This window comes from Affinundibacterium baiyunense (assembly GCF_018139645.1).
GTDB classification, from domain to species: Bacteria; Pseudomonadota; Gammaproteobacteria; order Burkholderiales; family Burkholderiaceae_D; genus Undibacterium; species Undibacterium baiyunense.
Map to the genome: position 1 here is coordinate 385,065 of NZ_JAGSPM010000004.1, position 22,099 is coordinate 407,163.

The 22,099-nt window shown below is 44.2% G+C and carries 17 protein-coding genes, 2 rRNA genes and 1 riboswitch; of the genes, 2 read left to right on the forward strand and 17 right to left on the reverse strand.

The window, feature by feature from the left end; all coding sequences use genetic code 11:
* Positions 1 to 66: 66 nt before the first annotated feature.
* The 8 genes from tolB to KDM92_RS09260 form a co-directional block, all read right to left on the reverse strand.
* Complete coding sequence (gene tolB / locus KDM92_RS09225; RefSeq protein ID WP_212684054.1) at positions 67 to 1,344, reverse strand: Tol-Pal system beta propeller repeat protein TolB; 1,278 nt, start codon at positions 1,342 to 1,344, stop codon at positions 67 to 69.
* Positions 1,345 to 1,350: 6 nt separating this feature from the next.
* Positions 1,351 to 2,175 (reverse strand): cell envelope integrity protein TolA, encoded by an 825-nt coding sequence (gene tolA, locus KDM92_RS09230; RefSeq protein ID WP_212684055.1) that lies wholly within the window; start codon positions 2,173 to 2,175, stop codon positions 1,351 to 1,353.
* Positions 2,176 to 2,355: 180 nt separating this feature from the next.
* A complete protein-coding gene (locus tag KDM92_RS09235; protein WP_212684056.1) occupies positions 2,356 to 6,696 on the reverse strand; it encodes a translocation/assembly module TamB domain-containing protein in 4,341 nt (1,446 codons plus the stop codon).
* A 39-nt stretch (positions 6,697 to 6,735) separates the two neighbouring features.
* Entirely contained in the window at positions 6,736 to 8,607 is a 1,872-nt protein-coding gene (locus KDM92_RS09240) for an autotransporter assembly complex protein TamA (protein ID WP_212684057.1), read from the reverse strand.
* A gap of 9 nt (positions 8,608 to 8,616) precedes the next feature.
* Positions 8,617 to 9,060, reverse strand: coding sequence for an ExbD/TolR family protein (locus tag KDM92_RS09245; RefSeq protein WP_189345002.1), 444 nt, complete (start codon positions 9,058 to 9,060; stop codon positions 8,617 to 8,619).
* A gap of 18 nt (positions 9,061 to 9,078) precedes the next feature.
* Positions 9,079 to 9,774, reverse strand: coding sequence for a protein TolQ (tolQ, locus tag KDM92_RS09250; RefSeq protein ID WP_189345003.1), 696 nt, complete (start codon positions 9,772 to 9,774; stop codon positions 9,079 to 9,081).
* 120 nt (positions 9,775 to 9,894) lie between these two features.
* Positions 9,895 to 10,302, reverse strand: coding sequence for a tol-pal system-associated acyl-CoA thioesterase (gene ybgC / locus KDM92_RS09255; RefSeq protein ID WP_212684058.1), 408 nt, complete (start codon positions 10,300 to 10,302; stop codon positions 9,895 to 9,897).
* 25 nt (positions 10,303 to 10,327) lie between these two features.
* On the reverse strand, positions 10,328 to 11,074 hold the full coding sequence (locus KDM92_RS09260) for an SDR family oxidoreductase (protein WP_212684059.1): 747 nt from the start codon (positions 11,072 to 11,074) through the stop codon (positions 10,328 to 10,330).
* 375 nt (positions 11,075 to 11,449) lie between these two features.
* Positions 11,450 to 11,581, forward strand: a riboswitch (ZMP/ZTP riboswitch).
* Positions 11,582 to 11,680: 99 nt separating this feature from the next.
* Here KDM92_RS09260 and glyA point away from each other — a divergent pair.
* Positions 11,681 to 12,928 carry a serine hydroxymethyltransferase gene (gene glyA / locus KDM92_RS09265; protein WP_212684060.1) on the forward strand — a complete coding sequence of 416 codons (1,248 nt, stop codon included), beginning with the start codon at positions 11,681 to 11,683 and terminating at the stop codon, positions 12,926 to 12,928.
* 215 nt (positions 12,929 to 13,143) lie between these two features.
* Positions 13,144 to 13,605, forward strand: coding sequence for a transcriptional regulator NrdR (gene nrdR / locus KDM92_RS09270; protein ID WP_212684061.1), 462 nt, complete (start codon positions 13,144 to 13,146; stop codon positions 13,603 to 13,605).
* Positions 13,606 to 13,704: 99 nt separating this feature from the next.
* On the opposite strand, the gene KDM92_RS09275 is transcribed toward nrdR, so the two are convergent.
* The 9 genes from KDM92_RS09275 to KDM92_RS09315 form a co-directional block, all read right to left on the reverse strand.
* A complete protein-coding gene (locus tag KDM92_RS09275; protein ID WP_230408259.1) occupies positions 13,705 to 14,148 on the reverse strand; it encodes a type IV pilin protein in 444 nt (147 codons plus the stop codon).
* Positions 14,149 to 14,211: 63 nt separating this feature from the next.
* Positions 14,212 to 17,808: a pilus assembly protein gene (locus KDM92_RS09280; protein WP_212684063.1), complete on the reverse strand. Its 3,597-nt coding sequence runs from the start codon at positions 17,806 to 17,808 to the stop codon at positions 14,212 to 14,214.
* A 12-nt stretch (positions 17,809 to 17,820) separates the two neighbouring features.
* Positions 17,821 to 18,369, reverse strand: a complete 549-nt coding sequence (locus KDM92_RS09285) for a pilus assembly PilX family protein (RefSeq protein ID WP_212684064.1) — start codon at positions 18,367 to 18,369, stop codon at positions 17,821 to 17,823.
* On the reverse strand, positions 18,366 to 19,352 hold the full coding sequence (locus KDM92_RS09290) for a PilW family protein (RefSeq protein ID WP_212684065.1): 987 nt from the start codon (positions 19,350 to 19,352) through the stop codon (positions 18,366 to 18,368). The genes KDM92_RS09285 and KDM92_RS09290 overlap by 4 nt, the downstream gene beginning before the upstream one ends.
* Entirely contained in the window at positions 19,349 to 19,906 is a 558-nt protein-coding gene (gene pilV, locus KDM92_RS09295) for a type IV pilus modification protein PilV (RefSeq protein ID WP_212684066.1), read from the reverse strand. Before pilV ends, KDM92_RS09290 begins: the two co-directional genes overlap by 4 nt.
* 14 nt (positions 19,907 to 19,920) lie before the next feature.
* The gene (locus KDM92_RS09300; RefSeq protein ID WP_212684096.1) at positions 19,921 to 20,499 is read right to left on the reverse strand and encodes a GspH/FimT family pseudopilin; all 579 of its coding nucleotides are present in this window, start codon (positions 20,497 to 20,499) and stop codon (positions 19,921 to 19,923) included.
* A gap of 122 nt (positions 20,500 to 20,621) precedes the next feature.
* Positions 20,622 to 21,206 (reverse strand): GspH/FimT family protein, encoded by a 585-nt coding sequence (locus KDM92_RS09305; protein WP_212684067.1) that lies wholly within the window; start codon positions 21,204 to 21,206, stop codon positions 20,622 to 20,624.
* A 401-nt stretch (positions 21,207 to 21,607) separates the two neighbouring features.
* Positions 21,608 to 21,720 (reverse strand): 5S ribosomal RNA (gene rrf, locus KDM92_RS09310).
* A gap of 273 nt (positions 21,721 to 21,993) precedes the next feature.
* Positions 21,994 to 22,099, reverse strand: a 23S ribosomal RNA gene (locus KDM92_RS09315); the annotation flags it as partial.

Sequence of the window (22,099 nt, forward strand, 5' to 3'; positions counted from 1 at the left end):
ATAGAAATTTAAAAACTAAAACAAAGACTTAACACGAAATTGTACCCTAAAAACGGCAAAATTCCACTATTTCATGAAAGGTCCCCAAGTTGGCTCACGAATTTCACCTGCTTGAATCGTCAATTTCTGTTTTACTTTTGCATCTGTTGAAACCATTCCGAGGGTACCACGACGTCCGACTTGCGTTGCGTACAAGACATATCTTCCATTTGGAGCAAAACTTGGCGACTCATCCCGATTTGTATCAGAAATCTTCAATTCTTGACCATTGTTTAACAAATCCATCGCATAGACTTGGTCGCCACCATCGCGACGAGAGATATAAACCATGGTGTTGCCATCTGGCGAAATACGGGGAGAAATATTGTAACTACCTTTAAACGTGATACGTTTAACATCGCTTCCGTCAGCGTTCATGCGATAAATTTGTGCGCCGCCACTGCGGTCACTCACAAAATAAATATAACGACCATCTGGTGAGTAACGTCCCTCGGTATCAATCCCATTTGAATTACTCAAACGTTGAACATCAGAACCGTCCGCGTTGATCGAGTAAATTTGTGCAATTGCGCCCTTGGACAAAGTGACCAGTAATTTACTGCCATCTGGCGACCATGATGGCGAAGAATTATTACCTTTGAAATTGGCGACCGTAGTACGTTGACCCGTCATCAAGTTTTGAATATAAACAATCGGCTTCTTTAACTCCATCGAAACATACGCGACTTTAATTCCATCTGGTGACCAAATTGGAGAAATGATGGGTTCTTTCGAGGTCAAGGCAACTTGAACGCCCTCACCATCAGCATCAGCGATCTCTAAACGATATTGATTGCCCGCTTTAGTCACATAAGCAATCCGTGTTGAAAATACACCTGGTATGCCCGTCAACTTCTCATAAATATCATCCGCAATCTTGTGTGCGGTTAAACGTATTTTTGGATTTGGTGTATCCATAGAAAAGCCAGACAACATCTCATTTTTGAGCACATCAAACAGCTTATAACGAACATCATAGCGACCTTCGCCTTTCTTCTGCACGCTACCGACCACCAAGGCAGTTGCCCCACGCGTTTTCCAAGCTTCGAAATCAACAGTAGCGGTTTCTGATATCGCTGTGCCAACTTCGATTAAACGAAAATATCCGCTACGATTCAAATCATCTCGAATAATTGTCGAAACCAATTGTGGCGATAATTCTTCATTCGCAAATGCGGCGACTGCAATCGGGATTTGATTCGAACCCACACCCGAGATTTCTACCCGCATTTGTGCTTGCACCAAACCACAAACTAGCGTGATTACGCCCGCAAACAGGGCTTTCAATATCGAAGAATTTTTCATCAAATTTTAATCTTTCATTCTATGAACTAAATTAAGACTGCTTGGAACTTCACCCGATTTATCGCGTGGAAATGGTTGTGATTTTTCAATCGCTTTTGCAACCGCATCATCAAACGCTAATACCCCAGATGATTTGGTTTTCTTGATCGGTCCTTTTAAAGAACCATCAGGAAATAATTGAATCACAAACTCGACTGTTGGATTATTCGATGAATTATCACTCACCACATAAATCGTATTCGATTTAATCTTCGCTGCGACCTTCGCGTTATAACTTGGATCGCCACGATTATTTCCAGTGGATTTCAAGGCATCGCCTAAACCGCCCGAACCTGACTTTACCACTTGACCATTCAAGCGACGCATATTTTCTTCGAAGATCTTATCTTGCGCCGCTTTTTCTTTGGCTAGGCGCTTTTTCTCTTCTGCTGCTTTTTTCTTCGCTAACTCAAGCTCGGCTTTTTTTAATTCCTGCTTTTCAAGCTCGGCTTGTTTTTCTTTCTCTAATTGCTTGCGCTTCTTTTCTTGCGCAATGATGATTTCCGGATCTTCTTTTTCAACAACTTTCTCTATCTCTTTAGGTGGCTCAACGACAGGCTTTGGCTCTTCAATCGGTGACTCAGGGACAACTGGCAGCGGCGCAGCTTCTCTGGTGGTCAAATCCCAAACCTCTGCTTCAACCGCAACCGTTTCACTGCTTTGCCATTGCACACCAATCACAAGAAATGCGAACAGCAACAAATGCACGAGTCCGGCCAAGCTCAGCGACTGCCATTGCAAGCCGTCGCGAGGATGCACCTGTGTTGCGGCGTTGTAAGTAAATTCATTCATTGATTTTCAACTACTTCTTCATTCTAGCTACAGATATTGAACGCACAAATCGTGTCAATATGAGAAATTGGCGATTATACTTTTAGCGCGTGATTATAAACGGTCTTTTGCAACAAACATCAGAGCAAGCTTTTCCAAGCTCGATCCCACTAAACTACCAAAAATTCATCACTACCTACATCAGTTGAAAGAGAAACTGTACTTCACATCCGCTGAATTATCGGTGCCAGAACGACCGATAAATCGTATTCGACGCGTTAACTGCCAGCTTAATTTCAACGCGCCACTCGCATCCGAGACACCGCGCTCAACTGAAATAACCAAACCCGGTTTCAATCGTTTACCGATATTCACTACCTTATCGTTGGAAGACGATCCGACCGAAGTAGCACCTGCGACGGTTTGACTAGGTAATTTTGATGCACCACCATTTTCTGCGGGGCCAATAGAAAACTCATCAAAACCTAAGCCCTGAACCAACTCGCGCGGAATATTTCGACTTCCATCGCCACCAAAAATGGCACCAGCAGCCGATAGCAACAAGGATGCATCGGCAGTTCCCACTTGATCGGATTCTCGCCCCAACACCAGCCAAGAAATTTTTTCACTATCTGGCACGTTCGGCTCTGACACCAAACGTACCTGAGGACTCGCGACAGTACCGGTAACGTCAACCCCAGCCTCCACCGCCAAACCTTTACGTAAGGCGCGAATATTCAGTGCAGGGTTATTTGGTGCGCCTTGGAAATTCAAAATTCCACGTTCAATTTCTAATTGCTGCCCATAACCCTCGTATTGCCCGCCATTGGTAATGATAGAACCACTTGCATAAACTGGCGAATTATCATTGCTGCGTAATCGCAAAGTACCCGTCAAGGCAGTGTCTAAACCGCGCCCCACAAAGACAAAACGCGATCCCATATCGATCTGCAAATCCAACTTGGTTTTTAAGCCTTTTTTGCCACTATCAAGCTCGATTTCCTCATCGCGCAACTTAAGGCCTCTCGACACCAACACATCACTAGACAAACTCGGTGGCGGCAGCTTTGGCAATTTAAAATAGGCCGCATCGGCTTTCAATTTGCCGATCAGCGCCCATACTTTATCGACTTGCTTAATATTTGCCTGACCACTCACAACTAACCAGCGATCTTTACGCTGCAGCAAAGGAAAATCTTTCCAATCCGCTTGAATAACGCCTGTTTGCTCGCGCCAGTTGACCTCTCCAGAAGCAACAAACTCTCCTTCGCGACCAGTCCAATTCAAATCTTGTAACTGCTCTAGCTTAGGCACAAAATTAACTTTATTCGCAAATCGCAATTTCTCTAATTTCAGAACATCTTGATTCAAATGCGCGCGTAATTCGCCATTCGGAAATAGCAAGCCTTCTGAAGCAAATGCGAGCTCTAAATTACGTCCATCTAGAGTCGCTTGATACACGGGCTGCGAAAATTTTCCACCAAAGCTCGCATTTAAATTCAAGGCCCCTTTCACCGCGAAGTCGGCACTCAGTTGTCCAGCAAGCCACTGCAATTCTGGAATAGTGGCTTGTAAATCACCTTTCATCGGTGCATCCGAATGAAATGTCCACTTATCATTGACTCTTTGGATTTGTGTATCCAGATTTGCACGCCATTGACCGACGCGATCACCGACACTCTGCATACTCAACCGCACCTGCTCAGCATCACTACCGGCGATTAATCCACCAACTTGCATTTGCAAGTTCAATTGACTCAAGCTCAAACTCATCGCCTGACCGGTACCATCAGCATCAGGAACATACAAATCACCCGCTTGCCTACTAACATGCACTTCTCCACGAGCGCTATCCTTGAGCTGCAAGTCCCAATCTAAACCCAAACGTAAATCGCCGTGCAGACTCTCTTGCGTCTTCACTAATCTTGTCAAGGCCATGACTGGAATACCATCCCATTTCGCTTTTGAGCTTAAAGATTTCGGCGTCCATTCCAAATGATTTAGTGCCAGCTTGCCAAAACCGCCAACCAAATGCGCGGAACCTAGTTTGACACCAGTGGAACTAAGTTGAATTGGCATGGGTGCTTGTAAAGTCACATCCTCGTCAACCATCGTCGAATCGACCATTCTTCCAAAGCCAGTTAACTGCATTTGATGCAGACGCCCGCCCCATGTCATATCGCCATCAGAGGCAATCGGATTAGATCGTTTCTTTTCGGGTTTAATTTTCTCTTCAAGCGCAGCCATGAGACCGCCTTGCGCACTGAAAACCAAGCTACGTGCTTTATCAAATTGCGCGCGCGTGTTAATCGTATGTTGATTACGTACGCCATACATTGACAACTCCAGTTGCTCAATCAATTGATGGCGCTTTTCTATGGGCAAGCCTTGCTGATCTTTATGTACCGGATCTAAAGAAATACTGGCGTTTTTTAACTCACTAGCGACAACGTGAATTTTCATAGGATCTTGCGGACTCATACCGAGCTCGACATCTGCATTAAGCCTAGACAAAGCCCAGCCCTGCGCAGAGCGCAAATCATCTGCATGCAATTTTGCTTTAATAATTGGTGCATTTAACTTGCCACTCAACACCGCCTCTGCATTCGCTTTTCCCACTAAGGAAAATCCTGTTATGCTTTCGAAATGCGCCAGATCATCAACGACAAGATTCAACTGCAATTGCGACTGCGCACTTCCCAAAGCACCATTCGCAGACAAACGATTACTACCCCATTGAACTTGCAATTGATCCAATTTGAGTAAGGATGACTGCTGCCAATCCGCTTGCCCTACTGCGAGAATTTTTTGACCTGCAAGCTCACCGGTCAAGCTAGGAATCCGCAATTTGACCGTCGTTTTCCCCGCGAGATTACCACTCAAATGAATGTCGCCATCAATTCGACCATGCGGTGCCAACCACCAATGTGCCGGATCAAATTGCGTCATTTTGGCTTGCATCTTAAAGGCACGCTCACCATCAAAATGTAGCTCGCCGCTCGCATTCAATCGCGCTTGTTCCGCCTGCAATTCTAATCGTTTAAATCGCAATAAGCCACTATCACCAGCACGATTAAAGATAAAACTCGCATCAGCATTCAAGTTCGCTCTAGGCTCGGTTAATTGCGCTTGGAAATCAATTCCTTGCTCAGCTTTCGACTGCAATTGCACTTCACCTTGAATACGACTCTCACGCATGCGGCTATCGATTTGCGCCAAATTCAAATCCTTCAACACGAGCTTGGAATCTAGTAACGGCAACTTTGCAGCCCGTAATTGCAACTTGCTCTGTGCACTGATACTACCAGCGAGCAATTCAATTTTTGTTTTGGCTAAATTCAACTGCATATCACGCCAATCAACACCTGACTCTATCAATTTAAATGGTAAGCCTTGTTGATCAATCGTGCGTGCGGCACGATTCACGATACGTATCATGCCATCTAAGTTACCATTGAAGTTGCCATTAAAAGTATCAGGCTCGCTTGCCGACTTTACATCGACAGGTGACTGTACAGGGACTTTTGTTTGAGGTGTCGTTGATGGTTTCAATGATGTAGATCGCGGCTGCAAATCCACATCAATATCGAGCATTGCAAATGGTGCGTGTTGATTAATCCATTGAGGGTTTAAACTGAGCACCTTTAAGTGTGCCGCATTGATAGGATGGGTTGAAAATGGCGACAACTGTAAATCAAGATCGGCACTTGCTTGTTGTTGTGGATCGGCGCGCAATCCCTCACTGGTAGCAGTCACTGAACGTGCTTGAATCGATAATGCTTGCAAAGATCCAGTCAAATTGCCTTGTACCAGCACTCGTGGCAAGTCTTGATTGAGTTGACCATGATAGGTAAAGGTACCGCCGAGCGAAAAAGGGCGCATCGTTTGTATCGCACTTTTTAGATGCAAACCACCCCATGCGGAATCAAGCTGCATCGCGATTTGATGTTCACGATTTGAGGTTTGCAGATTTGCCAAAACAGACTTCAACTCTATCGGCTCGATCTCTTGCCCATCGCTACTTAACTCACTTATTACGATGCGCCCTATTGCGGCCTGTCGAATCGCCACATTAATCGGTAACTGCAAATTCACCGGCATTACGGCTGGCGTCGTACTAGCTTGGCTAGCAATTCTTAGCGTAGAAACATTCAATTGTGAAATAGCGAGACGTCCACTGAGAATTGACCATAATTGCCAGTTTAATTGCAAACCATTGATACGGATTCTTTGTTGCGCATCTTGATAAACAACTTCATCGATTTGCAACTGATCTGCCAAGCGACCATGAAGAGGACTGAAAGTCAGTTTGCCGCCACTTAAACTTGATAGACTTTGCAAAAAAAATCGGCCACCGGCTTGCGTTTGCACGCCCCCAATTAGCCCTAACAATAATCCTAAAGCAAGGACAAGCGAGGCAAGCAGAAATGGCCGTCCAGTATTTTTCGACTTTGTGTTTCGACTCATAGAAACTTGCGAAGCCGCCTCACTTTCGACAGCGTCTTTTTCAGTTACTTGTGCAGATGAATTTTGATCCGTCATGCTGAGAAATTCTCTTTAAAGTGTGGCACAAGCGAACAATTAAAATGCGATCGCGATAGAAAAATCTAAGCGGAATTTTTTAACTTCTTTACCGTATGCGACGTCCAAGGCAATCGGCCCTGCTGGGGTTTTAATTCTCGCACCTAGGCCCCAGCCCTGTTTCATTTTAAATTCACGCCAATTGCGCGCGGCATCTCCTGCATCAACGAAGGCGGCGACACCTAAAGTATCGGTACGCCAATGAACATATTCGATACTCGATGCGGCCATCATACTACCGCCAATAATCGCATCACCGCTACGCACACCCAAACTTTGATATGCATATCCACGTACCGATGTACTTCCACCAGTTCGAAACATATACTCTTCTGGAATACCTGCGACACTTGGGCTAAACACTTTACCAAACTCAACTCTCAATAGAACGCTATCGCGCTTAGCGACCGGCCACCAATATTGATACTTACCATACAGACGAGCGAAGCGCTGATCAGACACAATCGCCTTCTCTGACATTGCCAAATCTAACTGGGCACGTTGGCCTTTTCGCGGTGCAAAAACATCATCTACATCACGCCAAGTCCAACCTATACTGGCGACTAGAGCACGGCTCTTACGTTCTAGCTCGACAGACGTATCTTCATTTTGTACTACTTTTTCTTGTACGTAGTTGAGTCCGAGACGTTGCTCAACCATGCCATGCGTAATGCTGCGTTTTACACCGAGCGCTGAATGTGTCTTTAAGATGCCCTCAAGATTGGATCGTTCAAACAACACACCGAGTGAGTCTAGACGATTATTATCATTCGGCGGCAGATATACATCGGCATAGGAGAGTTGGCGTTTTTGTTCAACGCGTAACGCTGAGCGTAGATCCCATACCCGATCAAAAAAATTTCGATCTCGATAAGTGACCTCGGTACGAAATCCTGTACTTGAGCTATAACCAGTACCAAAACCTAAATCACGTGTTTGACGTTCCTGCAAAGATATTTCAATCGGCAGCGCATCAGCTTTTGTACTATCGGTATCAATATTAAATGCCACCGTCGAAAAGTAGGCTGAATTCTGCAAAGCTCGCTGAAAATCCAGCAAACGTGCACTCGAATACACATCGCCTTTCTTGGGCGGATTAAATCGATCGATCAACCATAAGGGATAACGTTCCAATCCGGTGACAGTTAAATCGCCCACAGTAAATGCAGCACCACTGTCAACATCCAACTCTAGCTGCGCTGATTGTGTCTCTGCATCGATATTCGCGCGACTATCCACCAAAGTCGCGCCTGCATAACGATAAGCGCGCAAACTTTCCATCAGCATCGTCTTTGCACGACCCCAATCATCCTGACGAAACGCCTGCCCTTGTACCAAGCTCCAAGTCTTTAGTAGTTGATCGCGACGTTCAATCGCTTCTTTTTCACCCGCTTCCACGGCAGATAACAAAGCACCAGTGAAATTGATGTTGACCGATTTAATCGTAGTGCGCAGACCGGGATCTACTTGAATATCTATCCGAGTACCATCGACACTTTTATCAAATTGCACTTGCGGGGAAAAATAACCTTCGGTCGCTAAGATTTCGTTAATATCGCGCTGTAGCTTACGGATAAAGCCAGGCGTCGGGATCTGTGGTTCTGCATTTGCCGACAAGGCAGGGATGTGTTCTTCTAACAAATTAGCAAGTGAGCCGCTCAATTCCCCTAGATAAAACCGTGCAAAAATCCCATCGATTTTAATAGAAGGTGCTTCAACGGCTTGCACTTGCACTGGTACTTGTATGTGGGGCGGTGTGGTCGCCGCTTGTGGTGATTGCGCGCAAGCCTCAGTTCCAGCGAATAGCGATAAAAGTGCTAACGCCACGATGCTTAGTGGGTATTGAATTTCTCGCTTTAAATGAAAAATCATGACCACACACTACTTAGTAGCGAGCCCCACACGTTGTATGCCTAATTTCTTTGCTTCAGAAATCACTTGTATCACTTCATCGTATTTAATATCTTTATCACCTGATACCAGCACCGATAACTCTGGTTTTTCGGCATGATATTCACGCAATTTTTGCAGCAGCTGTTTACGATCCAAGCCAGTTTCTTTGGCTTCTTGTTTGCTATTGCCGTTAGTGCTACCGCGCGTGGTGATGCTAATCGTCGCAGAGGCATCTGGGCTTAATGTGATTTCAATAAAGTCTGAAGGCGGCTTAGTCGATTGTCCTGCAGTCGGTAAATTAATCACATTTGGATTCGTCATTGGTGCCGCAACCATAAAAATAACTAACAGCACCAACATAACGTCAATATACGGCACGACGTTGATCTCAGCTTTGAATTTGCGTTTACGTTCGCCACGGAGTGAACTCATCAATCATTCCTAGGCTGATTAGCGTGATTGTCTCTGCAAAATATTCGAGAACTCTTCAATGAAAGTTTCGAAACGAATCGCCAGACGATCAATATCGTGGGAATAACGGTTATAAGCCAATACCGCAGGAATCGCCGCAAATAAACCGATTGCGGTAGCGATCAAAGCCTCGGCAATGCCTGGAGCGACCGCACTCAAAGTCGCTTGCTGCACGTTTGCCAAACCACGGAAGGAATTCATAATCCCCCATACCGTTCCCAACAAACCAATGTAAGGTGAGACAGAACCGACTGAGGCTAAAAACGATAAATGCGATTCAAGATGGTCCATTTCACGTTGGTACGATGCGCGCATAGCACGACGTGCACCATCCAACATTGCACCTGCATCGAGACTAGCTTTATTCGCTGCTTTCACCTTATGGTATTCATTCATACCCGCTTCAAAAATACGCTCTAACGCACCGGTCTTATCGCGGCTTCCACGGTGATTGGCAGTCGCTTGTTGATAGAGTTCAACCAAATTACCACCCGCCCAAAATTGTCGTTCAAACTGTTCAGTCTGAGTTCGCGCTTTTTTAATCGCAAACATTTTACTGAAAATATAATTCCAGCTCATGAGCGAGACCAACAGCAAAATTGCCATCACAATTTGTACCAATGGTGATGCATTTAAAATTAATGCGGAAAAAGAAAGATCGTGAGTAACTGTCATGATTATTTTTGTAAAACACTAAAATCTTAAAATGCAGATGATTGCCACAATAATGTTTAACTATGGTCTAACCTACTGCTGTTTTTTCGGTGCTAGCTAATAACGCTAAGCTAGCTCAAATTAAACGTTTGGATTGATTTTCGCCAACACTGAACTAGGTAAAGGTATAGATCGCCATTGTGCCACGTCAACGCAACAAATTGTCACTTTCGCACTAGCTAATCGCCGCTCTTCGCACCATGCTTCTTGCGCAAACACAATTGAGGCTCGCCCAATTTTTTCAACTACCGAGGTAATACGCAAAGCGTCATCTAGTCGTGCGGACGCATGATACTCGACTGCAGTCGCTTTGACGACAAAGATCGCGTTATGCTCAGCCCGCATATCAGTTTGGTCTACGCCAATTTCACGTAACCACTCAGTTCTCGCCCGCTCAAAGTAACGAAGATAATTGGCGTAATACACGATGCCACCAGCATCGGTATCTTCGTAATACACCCGCGCCGGCCAATTAAATACACTCGTCATTGTTCCGCTCTCGCAAAATTGCTAATTAAGTTCGTTGAATGGCTAAAGGGCCAAAGCCCTGACAGATCGGCATCATCTCGATGTAATTGATATTCACATGCGCCGGCAAGCTGGCAATCCAAAAAGCGGTCTCTGCAATATCAATCGCGGTCAAGGCTTGTGTACCCTGATAAACCTTGGCTGCCGCAACATCATCACCTTTCAGGCGCACATTCGAGAATTCGGTACCACTACACAGTCCCGGCGCAATATTCGTTGCACGAACACCAGTGCCAATTAAATCAGCACGTAAGTTCAAGGTAAATTGATCAACAAACGCTTTTGTCGCACCATACACATTGCCGCCCGGATAAGCCGTTGAACCAGCAATAGAACCAATGTTTAAAATCAAACCAGCTTTTCTTGCGATAAAGTGTGGCAGTAATGCATGAGTCATGCGTACCAAACCCTTATTGTTGGTATCGATCATGGTTTCCCAATCTTCTAGACTAGCATTTTGCGCGGGTGCTACGCCCAAAGCCAAACCGGCATTGTTGACCAAGACATCGATGTCACGCCAATCTTGCGGCAAGCTATCTAACATCGCTGCAATCGACGCTTTGTCAGTAACATCTAATTGAACGGCGTACAAGGCACTACCTAACTCGGATTGCAATTGCTGCAAGCGTTCCAAACGCCGCGCTGCAGCAATAGCACGATGTCCATGCTGCACGAACTTACGTGCCATTGCCTCGCCAAACCCAGAACTAGCGCCTGTAATTAACACTAACATATGAAATACCTATTTTTGTCACAAGTAAAACCGACATTTTAAAGCTTTTTAACAAAGGCCAGTCTTTTACCTAGAAAATCCCTAAAAGCCCAAAGTCTGGGCAATTTCACTAGCCATGCACTCGAACTCATGTTCTTTCGTTTTTATTGTCATTTCAGTTTTAACTTATGTAAAAATTTTAACTTTACAATCAGAATTTGCCTTCTAAGGTCTGCACATGATCAAATCTAAAAGCTAGGCTAGTAAAGCTTATCCGCCCTCGGAAAAGTTATTGATGCTTTACAAAAGCGAAGCATTTTCACTGCTTTCGAAAGCTGTATTTACCTTTACGTAACTTGCCGAAACACCCCTATTCACGTAAAATCCGAACACCATTTTGTCTCACGCAACTGGCGAAAATGCAGCAACTTTTTATCCAAAAGTGCTCGCAGAAGATGGATATCCATCGTGAAGCGTGAGATTTGCAGAGTCGAATCTTGATTCTGGCCGTACGCCTGGGTAACTCGATGGTAAAAGTGATTGAGACTTGTATCAGCAAGCGTTCGCATTTTTACGGATCAGTCCCAATCCAAGTTCATTTTTTCACGCTTTTTCTACAGGAAACCCATGTTCTCCAAGAACCACACTCTCGCTAATATCGATCCAGAATTGCTCGCCGCGATTCAAGCCGAAAATGTCCGTCAACAAGAACACATCGAGTTGATCGCCTCTGAAAACTATACTTCACCAGCTGTCATGGAAGCACAAGGCTCGCAATTGACAAACAAGTATGCTGAAGGCTATCCAGGCAAGCGCTACTACGGTGGTTGCGAACACGTTGACGTAGTTGAGCAATTGGCAATCGACCGCTTGAAACAAATCTTCGGTGCAGAAGCTGCTAACGTCCAACCAAACTCTGGTTCACAAGCGAACCAAGGCGTGTTCTTCGCTGTCTTGAAACCAGGCGACACCATTATGGGTATGTCTTTGGCAGAAGGTGGTCACTTGACACACGGTATGCCATTGAATATGTCTGGCAAGTGGTTCAACGTGGTTTCTTACGGCTTGAACGACAAAGAAGAAATCGATTACGAAGCGATGGAACGCTTGGCACGTGAATCCAAACCTAAATTGATCATTGCTGGCGCATCGGCTTACTCTTTGCGTATCGACTTCGAACGCTTCGCTAAAATTGCAAAAGAAGTAGGTGCGTATTTCATGGTCGACATGGCACACTATGCAGGCTTGATTGCTGCAGGCGTATATCCAAATCCTGTACCGCACGCTGACTTTGTGACTTCGACCACGCATAAGTCTTTGCGCGGCCCACGTGGCGGTATCATTTTGATGAAGGCTGAACACGAAAAAATCATCAATTCTGCGATCTTCCCTGGCTTGCAAGGTGGTCCTTTGATGCACGTAATCGCTGGCAAAGCAGTTGCGTTCAAAGAAGCGTTGAACCCAGAATTTAAAGCTTATCAAGAACAAGTCGTGAAGAACGCTGACGCTCTGGCAAAAACTTTGATCGAACGTGGCTTGCGTATTATCTCTGGCCGTACTGAGTCTCACGTGATGTTGGTTGATCTACGCTCTAAAAACATTACGGGTAAAGCTGCTGAAGCTGTACTTGGTTCTGCGCACATTACTTGCAACAAAAACTCTATTCCTAACGATCCAGAAAAACCATTCGTTACCTCTGGCATTCGTTTAGGTAGCCCAGCTTTGACAACACGTGGTTTCAGAGAGGCGGAAGCTGTGAAGATTGGGCACTTGGTTGCTGACGTATTAGACAATCCAAACGATGCTGCAACAATTGAACGTGTAAAAGCAGAAGTGAAGAAACTGACTTCTGCATTCCCGGTCTACGGAAATTAAAACTCAGCAAACAAAAAGCCACTTTCCAAAGTGGCTTTTTTTGTATTCACAGAAACGGAACCTCAACCAAACTTCCCTCGAATCAAGCATAATTCAAGAAAACTGAATTGCTTTCACAATTGATTGTGCCAACACACTCATCAAAAAATATAACAAGAATATCTAATTAAAATAAGAGTAAGCAAACAGCGAATTAACGCTGCTAGGAGAGAATCATGAAATGCCCTTATTGCCACCACGACGAGACGCAAGTCATCGATACAAGAATATCAGAAGAAGGCGATAGCATCCGCCGCCGCCGCCGTTGCTCGAGTTGTGATAAGCGCTTTACCACCTACGAGCGAATAGAATTAGCAATGCCTGTAATTGTCAAAAAAAATGGCAGTCGCTCCGAATATGAGTCCTCAAAACTGCGCGCCAGTTTAATGCTAGCACTCCGAAAGCGTCCGGTATCGGCTGAGGCGGTTGATACGGCAATTCGACACATAGAAGAAAAACTATTAGCGAGTGGTGAACGCGAAATTATCTCTGGCCATCTCGGTGAATTGGTAATGCGTGAACTAAAACGTCTAGACAAAATCGCTTATATTCGTTTCGCCTCAGTCTACAAAAGCTTTGAGGATGTATCGGAATTTGTTGAAGCTATTCAAGAAGTCAAAAAAAATAGCAGAGCTTGATTTACTTCCGCTCTGCTACTTCTCGTTCATTTAAAACTTTTTACTGATCAAGCCTCGATAGTTATTGCTCTAAATTTGCTCACTAAACTGCCTAGGTGATCACTTAGACCAACAAGTATCTGTTGTCATTCCACCAGTTAAAGTTCCCTCGGTACCACGTTGACCAAGATGATTGTATGTGAGCGTAGCACATGCGTCGCTTGCCATACCGTTTACAGGCACGGCTTCAATTGCGAAAGTTGTTGCAGTACGTGCAGGCACTGCACGAAATGCTATATTGTAGTTGACCCTTGTGCCGGTCGCACCTCGTGGAGATACTGTGTTCGGCAAAACTGGTGGAGTCGGTGCAGCACCGGCTGTCTGCAAATATGAATTATTTTCCGTAAAAAAACGCTCCATAAATTGCGCGTTCTCCAACATCAAAGCTCTTACATCAGCACGATTACCACGCCTAATGTTTTCTCGATAACTTGGATAAGCAAACGCACTAATGATGGAAATAATTGCAACCACTATCATCAACTCAATTAGTGTAAATCCCATTCTGTTATTTCGCGTAATCATAAACTTCCTTCGTTGTATTTAGCATTAAGACATTATCACGCACTATTGTTTCCCAATCAATTGTCGCCACAATCGTACAGTTGGAATGCCATCAGATAATTGCCTGTCAGATCCAGCTGCAGGTACGGTACCAGTCCTCGCATCAGCTTGGAATATTTTTACCTTGCGGTTACCAAGTCGAATGATCGTCGTACCAAAAGTTGCACTCGACTGGCGTCCACTAACCATAGTGTCAGAGGCATTCACTACACCATCCCCATTGGTGTCGATAGACTTGTAACCTAACGCACCACCATTTAAAGGACTAAATTGCATCGTTGTTGATAAGGCATCAATTACACATAAGTCCGTACTATTTCCTGGAATTAAGCTAGTGAAAATAACTTGGTCTTCAAAAATAATTGGGTCGTTTACAATACGTTCACCATTCTTAATTTTCAAAGTAGTAAACCATCCTCGCTTCGTGGCCCAATCAACAACATTTTGAGTCACTTTGTAAAAACTTCCACTCGTTGAAAGTGTTTGCTCAACCAATTGTGACTGGGTGACCTGACTTGCTGGGATCTTATCCCAGATACCATATAAGGTTTCCTTGTCAACTGTTGAAGAATCCGTATCTTCAAAAATTTTGCCTGTTCCAAACACAACCATGTATCCACCCTCTGGATGCGGATACAACTGTGGTTGCGTTGTAATCGGTTGTTTCCTTCCCGAATCTACCGCGCTAAACAATGGAGTTGCAGCCCCAAATGCTAAATTCATATCAGTTGAGAATGATGGAGCAGAGCCAGTCGTAACAAAATCAAACTTCCACATATTACCTAGCTTATCACCTGCATAAACTGCTTTTATTGTTGCGTCTGCGTTTAATAAGAGTTTGGGAGTGGAGAGCCCATTTGGTGTACCTGCACCTCCGACCCCAGTATCAATCTTTTTAATGATATCGCCAGTCTTTAAATTAACAACATACAAAACAGCCTTTTGATTTGCACTTTCAAATCCGTTCCCAAAGATAGCAACCCAACGCCCGTCACGTAACACTCCGATTTGTGCAACACCAATCGTATATCCAAGATCATTATCAACTGAAGGAACCGTTGAATTAATTTCCCATAAAACCTTTGTTTTATCAAATGAAGTAGGATCAGTCACGTCCAATGCAAATACAGACTTGGCTCCAGCACCGGTAGTTCCGACTAAGACGGTGCGCCAAGGTGATGAACCTGATCCTATAGCAGCATCACCAATCATGGGTGTTCCATCGACATAGAATCGATGGACGTAATTAGGCTTTGCCAGTTCATGTAGGTTTGGAATCACAGCCTTAGGCACATAGGCAAATCTCTCGGTGCCACCAGATAACGACTTTGTAGCGTCAAATGCGTGCAACATGCCGTCGTTACTACCGACATACACAGTTGGTGCGCGATTATTTCTATTATCTGTCAAAAACTGATCGTAACTTGTTTTACCATTAATATCCGAAGGGAGGAAAATATACCCACCATCTCTGCCATCTTTAACATACTGCGGATCGGAATTCACGAGATCACCAAGAAGAACTTGTCTAGCTCGGAATGGTTTTGACTCCTTGCTTTTCTCACCACGAATGTAATCAATGATATCGGTGCCAGATACTGTATACGCTGGAGCATACGCGGCAGCAGCCGTGTTCATAATGCTCTGATCTGCGGAGGTCAAATTAGCGAAATTAAAATCTGTCCCGCCTTTGCCGTTTGAATTAACGGTAACAATTTTTCGAGACGCTGGCACGGGGATCTTATTATCAGTATCCCAATCGTTAGGTGAAATAATGACACCTGTAGTTGGATTTACAGATTTTTGCTCTAATCGCCCAGACCAGTCTGAAGTTTGATAAGTCGAGGTATACAACCTTAAATCCGCATCCAGAGTATTTTTCGAAGTAGCTACAGCGGCCGCATCACCAGACCTTGCAGCAATCTCATTTAAAGCATCATTCAACGCGTCCGAAAAGGCCTGAGGATTGCCTGCGTTGAAATATCGACCTCTCGAATTTAATGCCGCATGCCATAAGTCATCTACTTGATTTGATGCGGCAGTTGGCCAATTCTTTGTACCAGCTGTCAATGCGGCTAAGTCTGTTGCGGGATCTAGAGTCCCTTTAACGCCAAGCCCAACCGTGTACTGAACCAAGTGCTGCCAAAATGCCGGATCAGTCCCATCTCTAGAAGGTGGCACATTTTTCTTTGCCTGTGGCCAATCGGGGCGTAAATCATTTACCCAGTAGTACATCGCAATATCAGCTAAAGTATCCGACTCAGAATCTCTGTATGGTTTAGAAGCCACATACTTATAGGTCGCTCCATCCGCACTCGTTTTGGTAGAGCCATCTTGCCCGTCCCAGTCACCAGTTCTGCCAGAACCAGCCGCAGCACCATTCCAGTACCCGTCAGTCATCAAAATATTGTAATTTTGACGACAGCTTAATTGATCGGAAGTTGCTCCAACACCATACTTTGTTTGCCAAGGTCCATTAACGGTCGTATCCTTAAAATATTGCCCAATATCATCAACCGCTTTTCTCAGTGGAGTTCCTGCCGCCGGGACTTTTCTTTCATACAAAGTCTTCAAGAAATTCTTTTTATTCGTGACTCCGAAATCATCGGACACATTAGAAACCTTAGTTCCAGTTGTGTTAATCGTTCCGAATCCAACACGTAACGTAGAAGCCTGATTTGCAAACGCACGACCACTACCAGCACGCGCAGTCAGCATACGAGAACGGTAATATTGAAACCAATTCGCAAAATTTTGTATTTCTTCATTATAAGTACAGGTACTAGCGGCGCAATCTGAACGCGTAGCTGATTTGGTGGTTAATGCCATTCCTAACTTAATTTCAACGCGTTTGAAGCAACTTAATTGACTAGTCGTACATGTAGGTAAATTATCTGGATTGTATTGAAAATATGTGGCTGGATAAAAAGTCGTCTTAGAAACACTGTTCACCGTCCAAGTTGGAGACGTCGTCGTTCCATTCGCTGCATCATTGAGCCAAGCGTTGGAATGTAAACTACGTGATTGTTCGGTAGTCAAATTGAGAGTAGCAGTTGACATCCCTGAAATAGTCACTGGATTGTACCTTGCTGCTGCCGGATCAGCATTCGGCATAGGATTACCATAGGGATTCGTCAATGAAATGGAATTTATATCTATCCAAGGATCATAGCGAACGGCAGGGTTATAATAAACTTTATTCGTTTCAGAAGAGCGCCACCGAGCAACTGTGATGTTGTCTGAAAAACCAACGACGGTCTCATTTGTTGCACTATAATTTCCATCACCGTTAATGTTATACACATCATCTGGTGATGGAAATACTCTGACCACCCAGCAAGAAGATCCGCAATATTTCGTATTATCGGTTCGTGTTCCATCAAGTGAGGCATTTCCGGTTGGAGTCAAGGTGTCCGGCATAACCTCGAACATCATTGAACCAGAATCGTCCAATGTATAGAAAACATTTGGCGGTACATTCGCCTTCACCAAAGGTGGCAAATTAGAAATCGCTGCAAAAGTTGGAATTGGTAACAATACTTGCGCCACTACGAGCAAATGAATTACGAATGCCGAAATAGGGGATTTTTGAATAGTCATAATGAACCTCTATTAATTATTTCCACAACGAATAACTTCTTGCAGCCAGACTACTGCGGTATCCACGCTTCCAACACCTCGTGCAGTAATCACGTAGGGATAAAAATCACGTCCTCGCTCGTTCGGCATTTCCCATCGCTCGATCATGCATTGCGGCTGAGCAACGACATTGGCAATCATATTTACACCGACTAAAGTAGTAGCGTTGTGTGGACCACCACCTTTCCAGTTCAATGGATTATTCCACTGGTCTGGAAAATTTTTTGTTACATCGGTCATATCAGCTTGTTTGGTGGAGGGGGCTACAATGATTGTTGAACCGACACGGAGTTGACACATTTTCAGGGACCCAACCGCAAGCTCCAAATTACTTTCACAAAATCGAAGAGCTTTTTCTGCGGCATGAAAAGCAAGATCATGTGCTCGCAAATTGCCAGTCACTTTCTCATCCATCGTCGCTTTTTTAATAGCGGTAACTGCCAACATCGTCATTACAATTAAGAAAATCATACTAATCGCAAGTACGAATCCAGCTTGTTTAGCTCTAAAATTATTCCTCATGTCGCCCCCACTGAACGACTACGAATTGCTACCGTCGTTGAAAAGACACTCCTCAAGCGTCTATCAGTTGCTACCACTTGATTATCATTGCAATCCCGATAGGCTTGCTTCGCGGTGGCGACATTATCGTTGGCAGATCGCACTACGATACAAATACGCATAGACACAACTTTTTCCCAATCACCTGGACCCATCAAGTCAGCAGTAACATATTTATTTATATTCTGTGTCGTCGCACTACCCGTTGTGGATAAACCGTAGGTAATCTTCATGTTTTCGACATTTTCTGCAACTGGTTGTGCTGGATTCACCAAATTCGTTCCGGGAGGTGTATTTCCGTTGCCACGGCAGTACAATTCTGGGGCGCCAGTTGTGGCATTATTTTGCACAAAAAATCTATTCTCAATTAAGTAATACGCAGCAGAGCCCGGACGTCCGTTTTGTTCGGGAATTGCTGGCGACAAAATCACATTTGCCCCCAAACAGTCGGTAGGTAAAGCTGCACCAGCCGTTATAATATTCTGATCTACAACGTACCGAACCAGAAAACTGTCAGAAGTCGTTCCAGCTGCACAAACAAGAGCTGTCGCATCTGTGGCGGAATCAGCAAATCCTCCTGCGCACCCTCTGATCGCATTAACCGCCGTCCCTGTTTTCCGATCCGCATAATTAGTATAGGTTGCAGGTAATGCTTGGTTATAAGTTGCTCCTGGTGCCTCGCTAGTGTACTTTTCGTCCGAAGTCATCATTGTTCCGTATCCCGCCATGCGAACATGGAATGCCATCAGACTTAGCGCCAATCGACCTTCTTCATCAAGCCGAGTTTTATCATCGGTAGAGCGAAACGTTTGTCGATTTCCAATGAAGAGAGAAGAAATCGCAATCAAAATTACCATGCCAATCGTCAAGGCAATCATTATCTCAACTAATGAACGGCCTTTTACGGCGATTCGTTTGAATGTGAAATTCGCTGTCTGCTTCATATCGAAAATCTCAAATTAAAACAACGGACACCTGCTGGAGCTTTAGCAACTGCAGGGCAAGTTGCATCAACATCGACAAAGCTTGGCTCACGCCACATCACTGTAACGTCAAAAGTGGAACCTACACCACCAGGCACCGGAACAATAACCCCTGTACCACCAATCAAACGACGTTGTAGCGAGCGCAACCACTCTTGTACATCATTTGCAGCTATCTGAACTGTGGAACAAGTCGCTGTTTTGCAATTATTGGGGGGCGTATGTGAGGCACTCGAGCTCACCAAATATTCATCATTAAATGTGTACTTTGCCTCATTCGCTGTTCGATCTGCCGCAATGTTGGCGGGATTTGTTCCCATCACCCAGTTACTTCGCATCCGCTCACCAAGATCGTAAGCTGCTTGCGTAGCTTCTGAGCGTTGGCTAGCCGTCTTTTGAAACTTCATCGCATTTACCTGCAAACTAGCCAAGCCTAAAAGACCTATTGCCATCACCAGTATTGAGACCATGATCTCAATCAGCGTTGCACCTCGTTGATTTCCAAGTTTTCTCATGTTTAACCTCAAATTTATGAGCAATCAGGGGCTTTACCGACTCGAGCCCGTCCGCCAACAGCTACGCAGACAGCCCTTTCTAAATTTGCGAATCCAGTTGGAGCTGAAATCTGGAAATTTACTGCAGTGAATGTTTGACCAGTGACACCAAAACTAATAAATTCAATTCCATTTGCTGGGACTATCGCGCCGTCTTGAATATTCGTAATTAAGCGCCCCTGTGCGCGTAAAAGTGTGTCATCACTATTAAGATTTCCATCCCGATTAATATCGACAAACATAATCCATCCACTCCCCCAACCTACGTTACTACCGGCAACACTAGGGGATGGATCACACGATGCTCCTACCACTTCGGCATTCGCACTTTTACATATACTAACTGTTGTCCCACGCTTCAGGGCTTCGGATCGCGCTAATAGCAAATTACTATGAAAATCAGAAACTATACTAGATATTCTGTTTGATATCATTAAGTTACGATATGATGGTAACGCGATTCCAGCAAGTACTCCTGCAATCGCGATAACAACTAATAACTCAACCAAAGTCACACCTTTAAGACGACTCAATTGATGATTTGCATTCAGCATTTTTCACTCCTATCATGCAACGAAGTATACAGAAGGAATGCTCGAGTGCAATTTATTTCAGATAAGCGGTAATAAAGTCTTGATACGAGGATTTTTCAAAGAAACTAGCTAATTTCAAAGAGTCATTTAACGTTGCACTGTACCTTATCGACCCTAGCCCGCCCTCCTGATGCGATACAAATGTAGCGAGCTCCATCTGAACTGGAATTTTGATTTGGTCGGCTGATTGCAAACTGTAAATAGGTTCCATAAACCTGCCCCAAAGAATTAAATTTTATATACTTACGTTTTGGCGTGGGAATAATCGAACCTTGCTGCGAAGAGGAAAATAGACGTCCTTGCAATCTTAAAATTTTATCTTTATCGGATAATTTCCCATCACCATTCAAGTCTTGATAAATTATCCAACCATCACCCCATCCAGAATTCGAATTTGAATCGCTGTTATCGTCATCACATCGAGGATTACTACTTTCAGCATTCGAGCTTCTGCAGATAACAACACTCAATCCATGCTTTATCGATTCAGAACGTGCATACAACAAACTAGCATGCAATTCACTTGCCGCAGTGTAAATACGCATCGAATGAACTAGACCTGAATAAGAACCAACAGCAAGAACTGAAAGTAATCCTATAAGGAGAAAGACAAAAAGAAGCTCAACCAGCGAAGCACCACGTTCCTTTTCTTTTAAAGTAGTTTGCATTACTTCCTCCAGAATTAAGATAAAAGAAATAAAATATCATAAATAAATATTAATAAACACATTTATTTTTATTAATTAAAGCTTGTGGCATTAATCAACTCGTGATGGAAGGGGTATTAGCGAGAGATTAAAAGGACAACGGAACAAAAACAAATAAAGGGAATCAGGAATATTTAAACGAAGCTAGCGTGGAATCAGGTAGGTAAAAGGTGCACAAAAGAGAATCGGCACAGCAATATAAGAGGAGAAGAGTAAAGACGGAAGAAGGTGAGTAAAGCGGAAATGCAAGGAATGGGTAAAAGGCAAGGGTAAAGCAAAGAGTAAAGAGTAAGAAGTGAGAAGGTAAAGCAAAAAAGCAAAAGCCCCTGATTCGTTGGAATCAGGGGCATTCTGGGATAAGAGCCTGACGATGACCTACTTTCACACTGGTTGCAGCACTATCATCGGCGCAAAGTCGTTTCACGGTCCTGTTCGGGATGGGAAGGTGTGGTACCAACTTGCTATAGTCATCAGGCATAACTTGTTGACTTGTTGTGGTTCACGTTATTTTGTGAATCGCAACAAATCCAATTGGGAAGAAGTACGCACATCGTGATCGATATGCTGTAGTCATAATCGGTTGTGACTGCACAAACTCAATTGGCATACACTAATGTAATACTTGTCGTAGTTACCTTGCCTTTGTTCCTAAAAATTATCTGGCTTTGCCAGTCATTTTTATCACTTCAAGCTACAAAAAAGTAGGTTTGTACTTTTTTGTAAAGGTTCTATAACTGACCAAAGTTATAGGGACAAGCCGTACGGGCAATTAGTACTGGTTAGCTTAATGCATTACTGCACTTCCACACCCAGCCTATCAACGTCCTGGTCTCGAACGACCCTTTAAAGAGCTC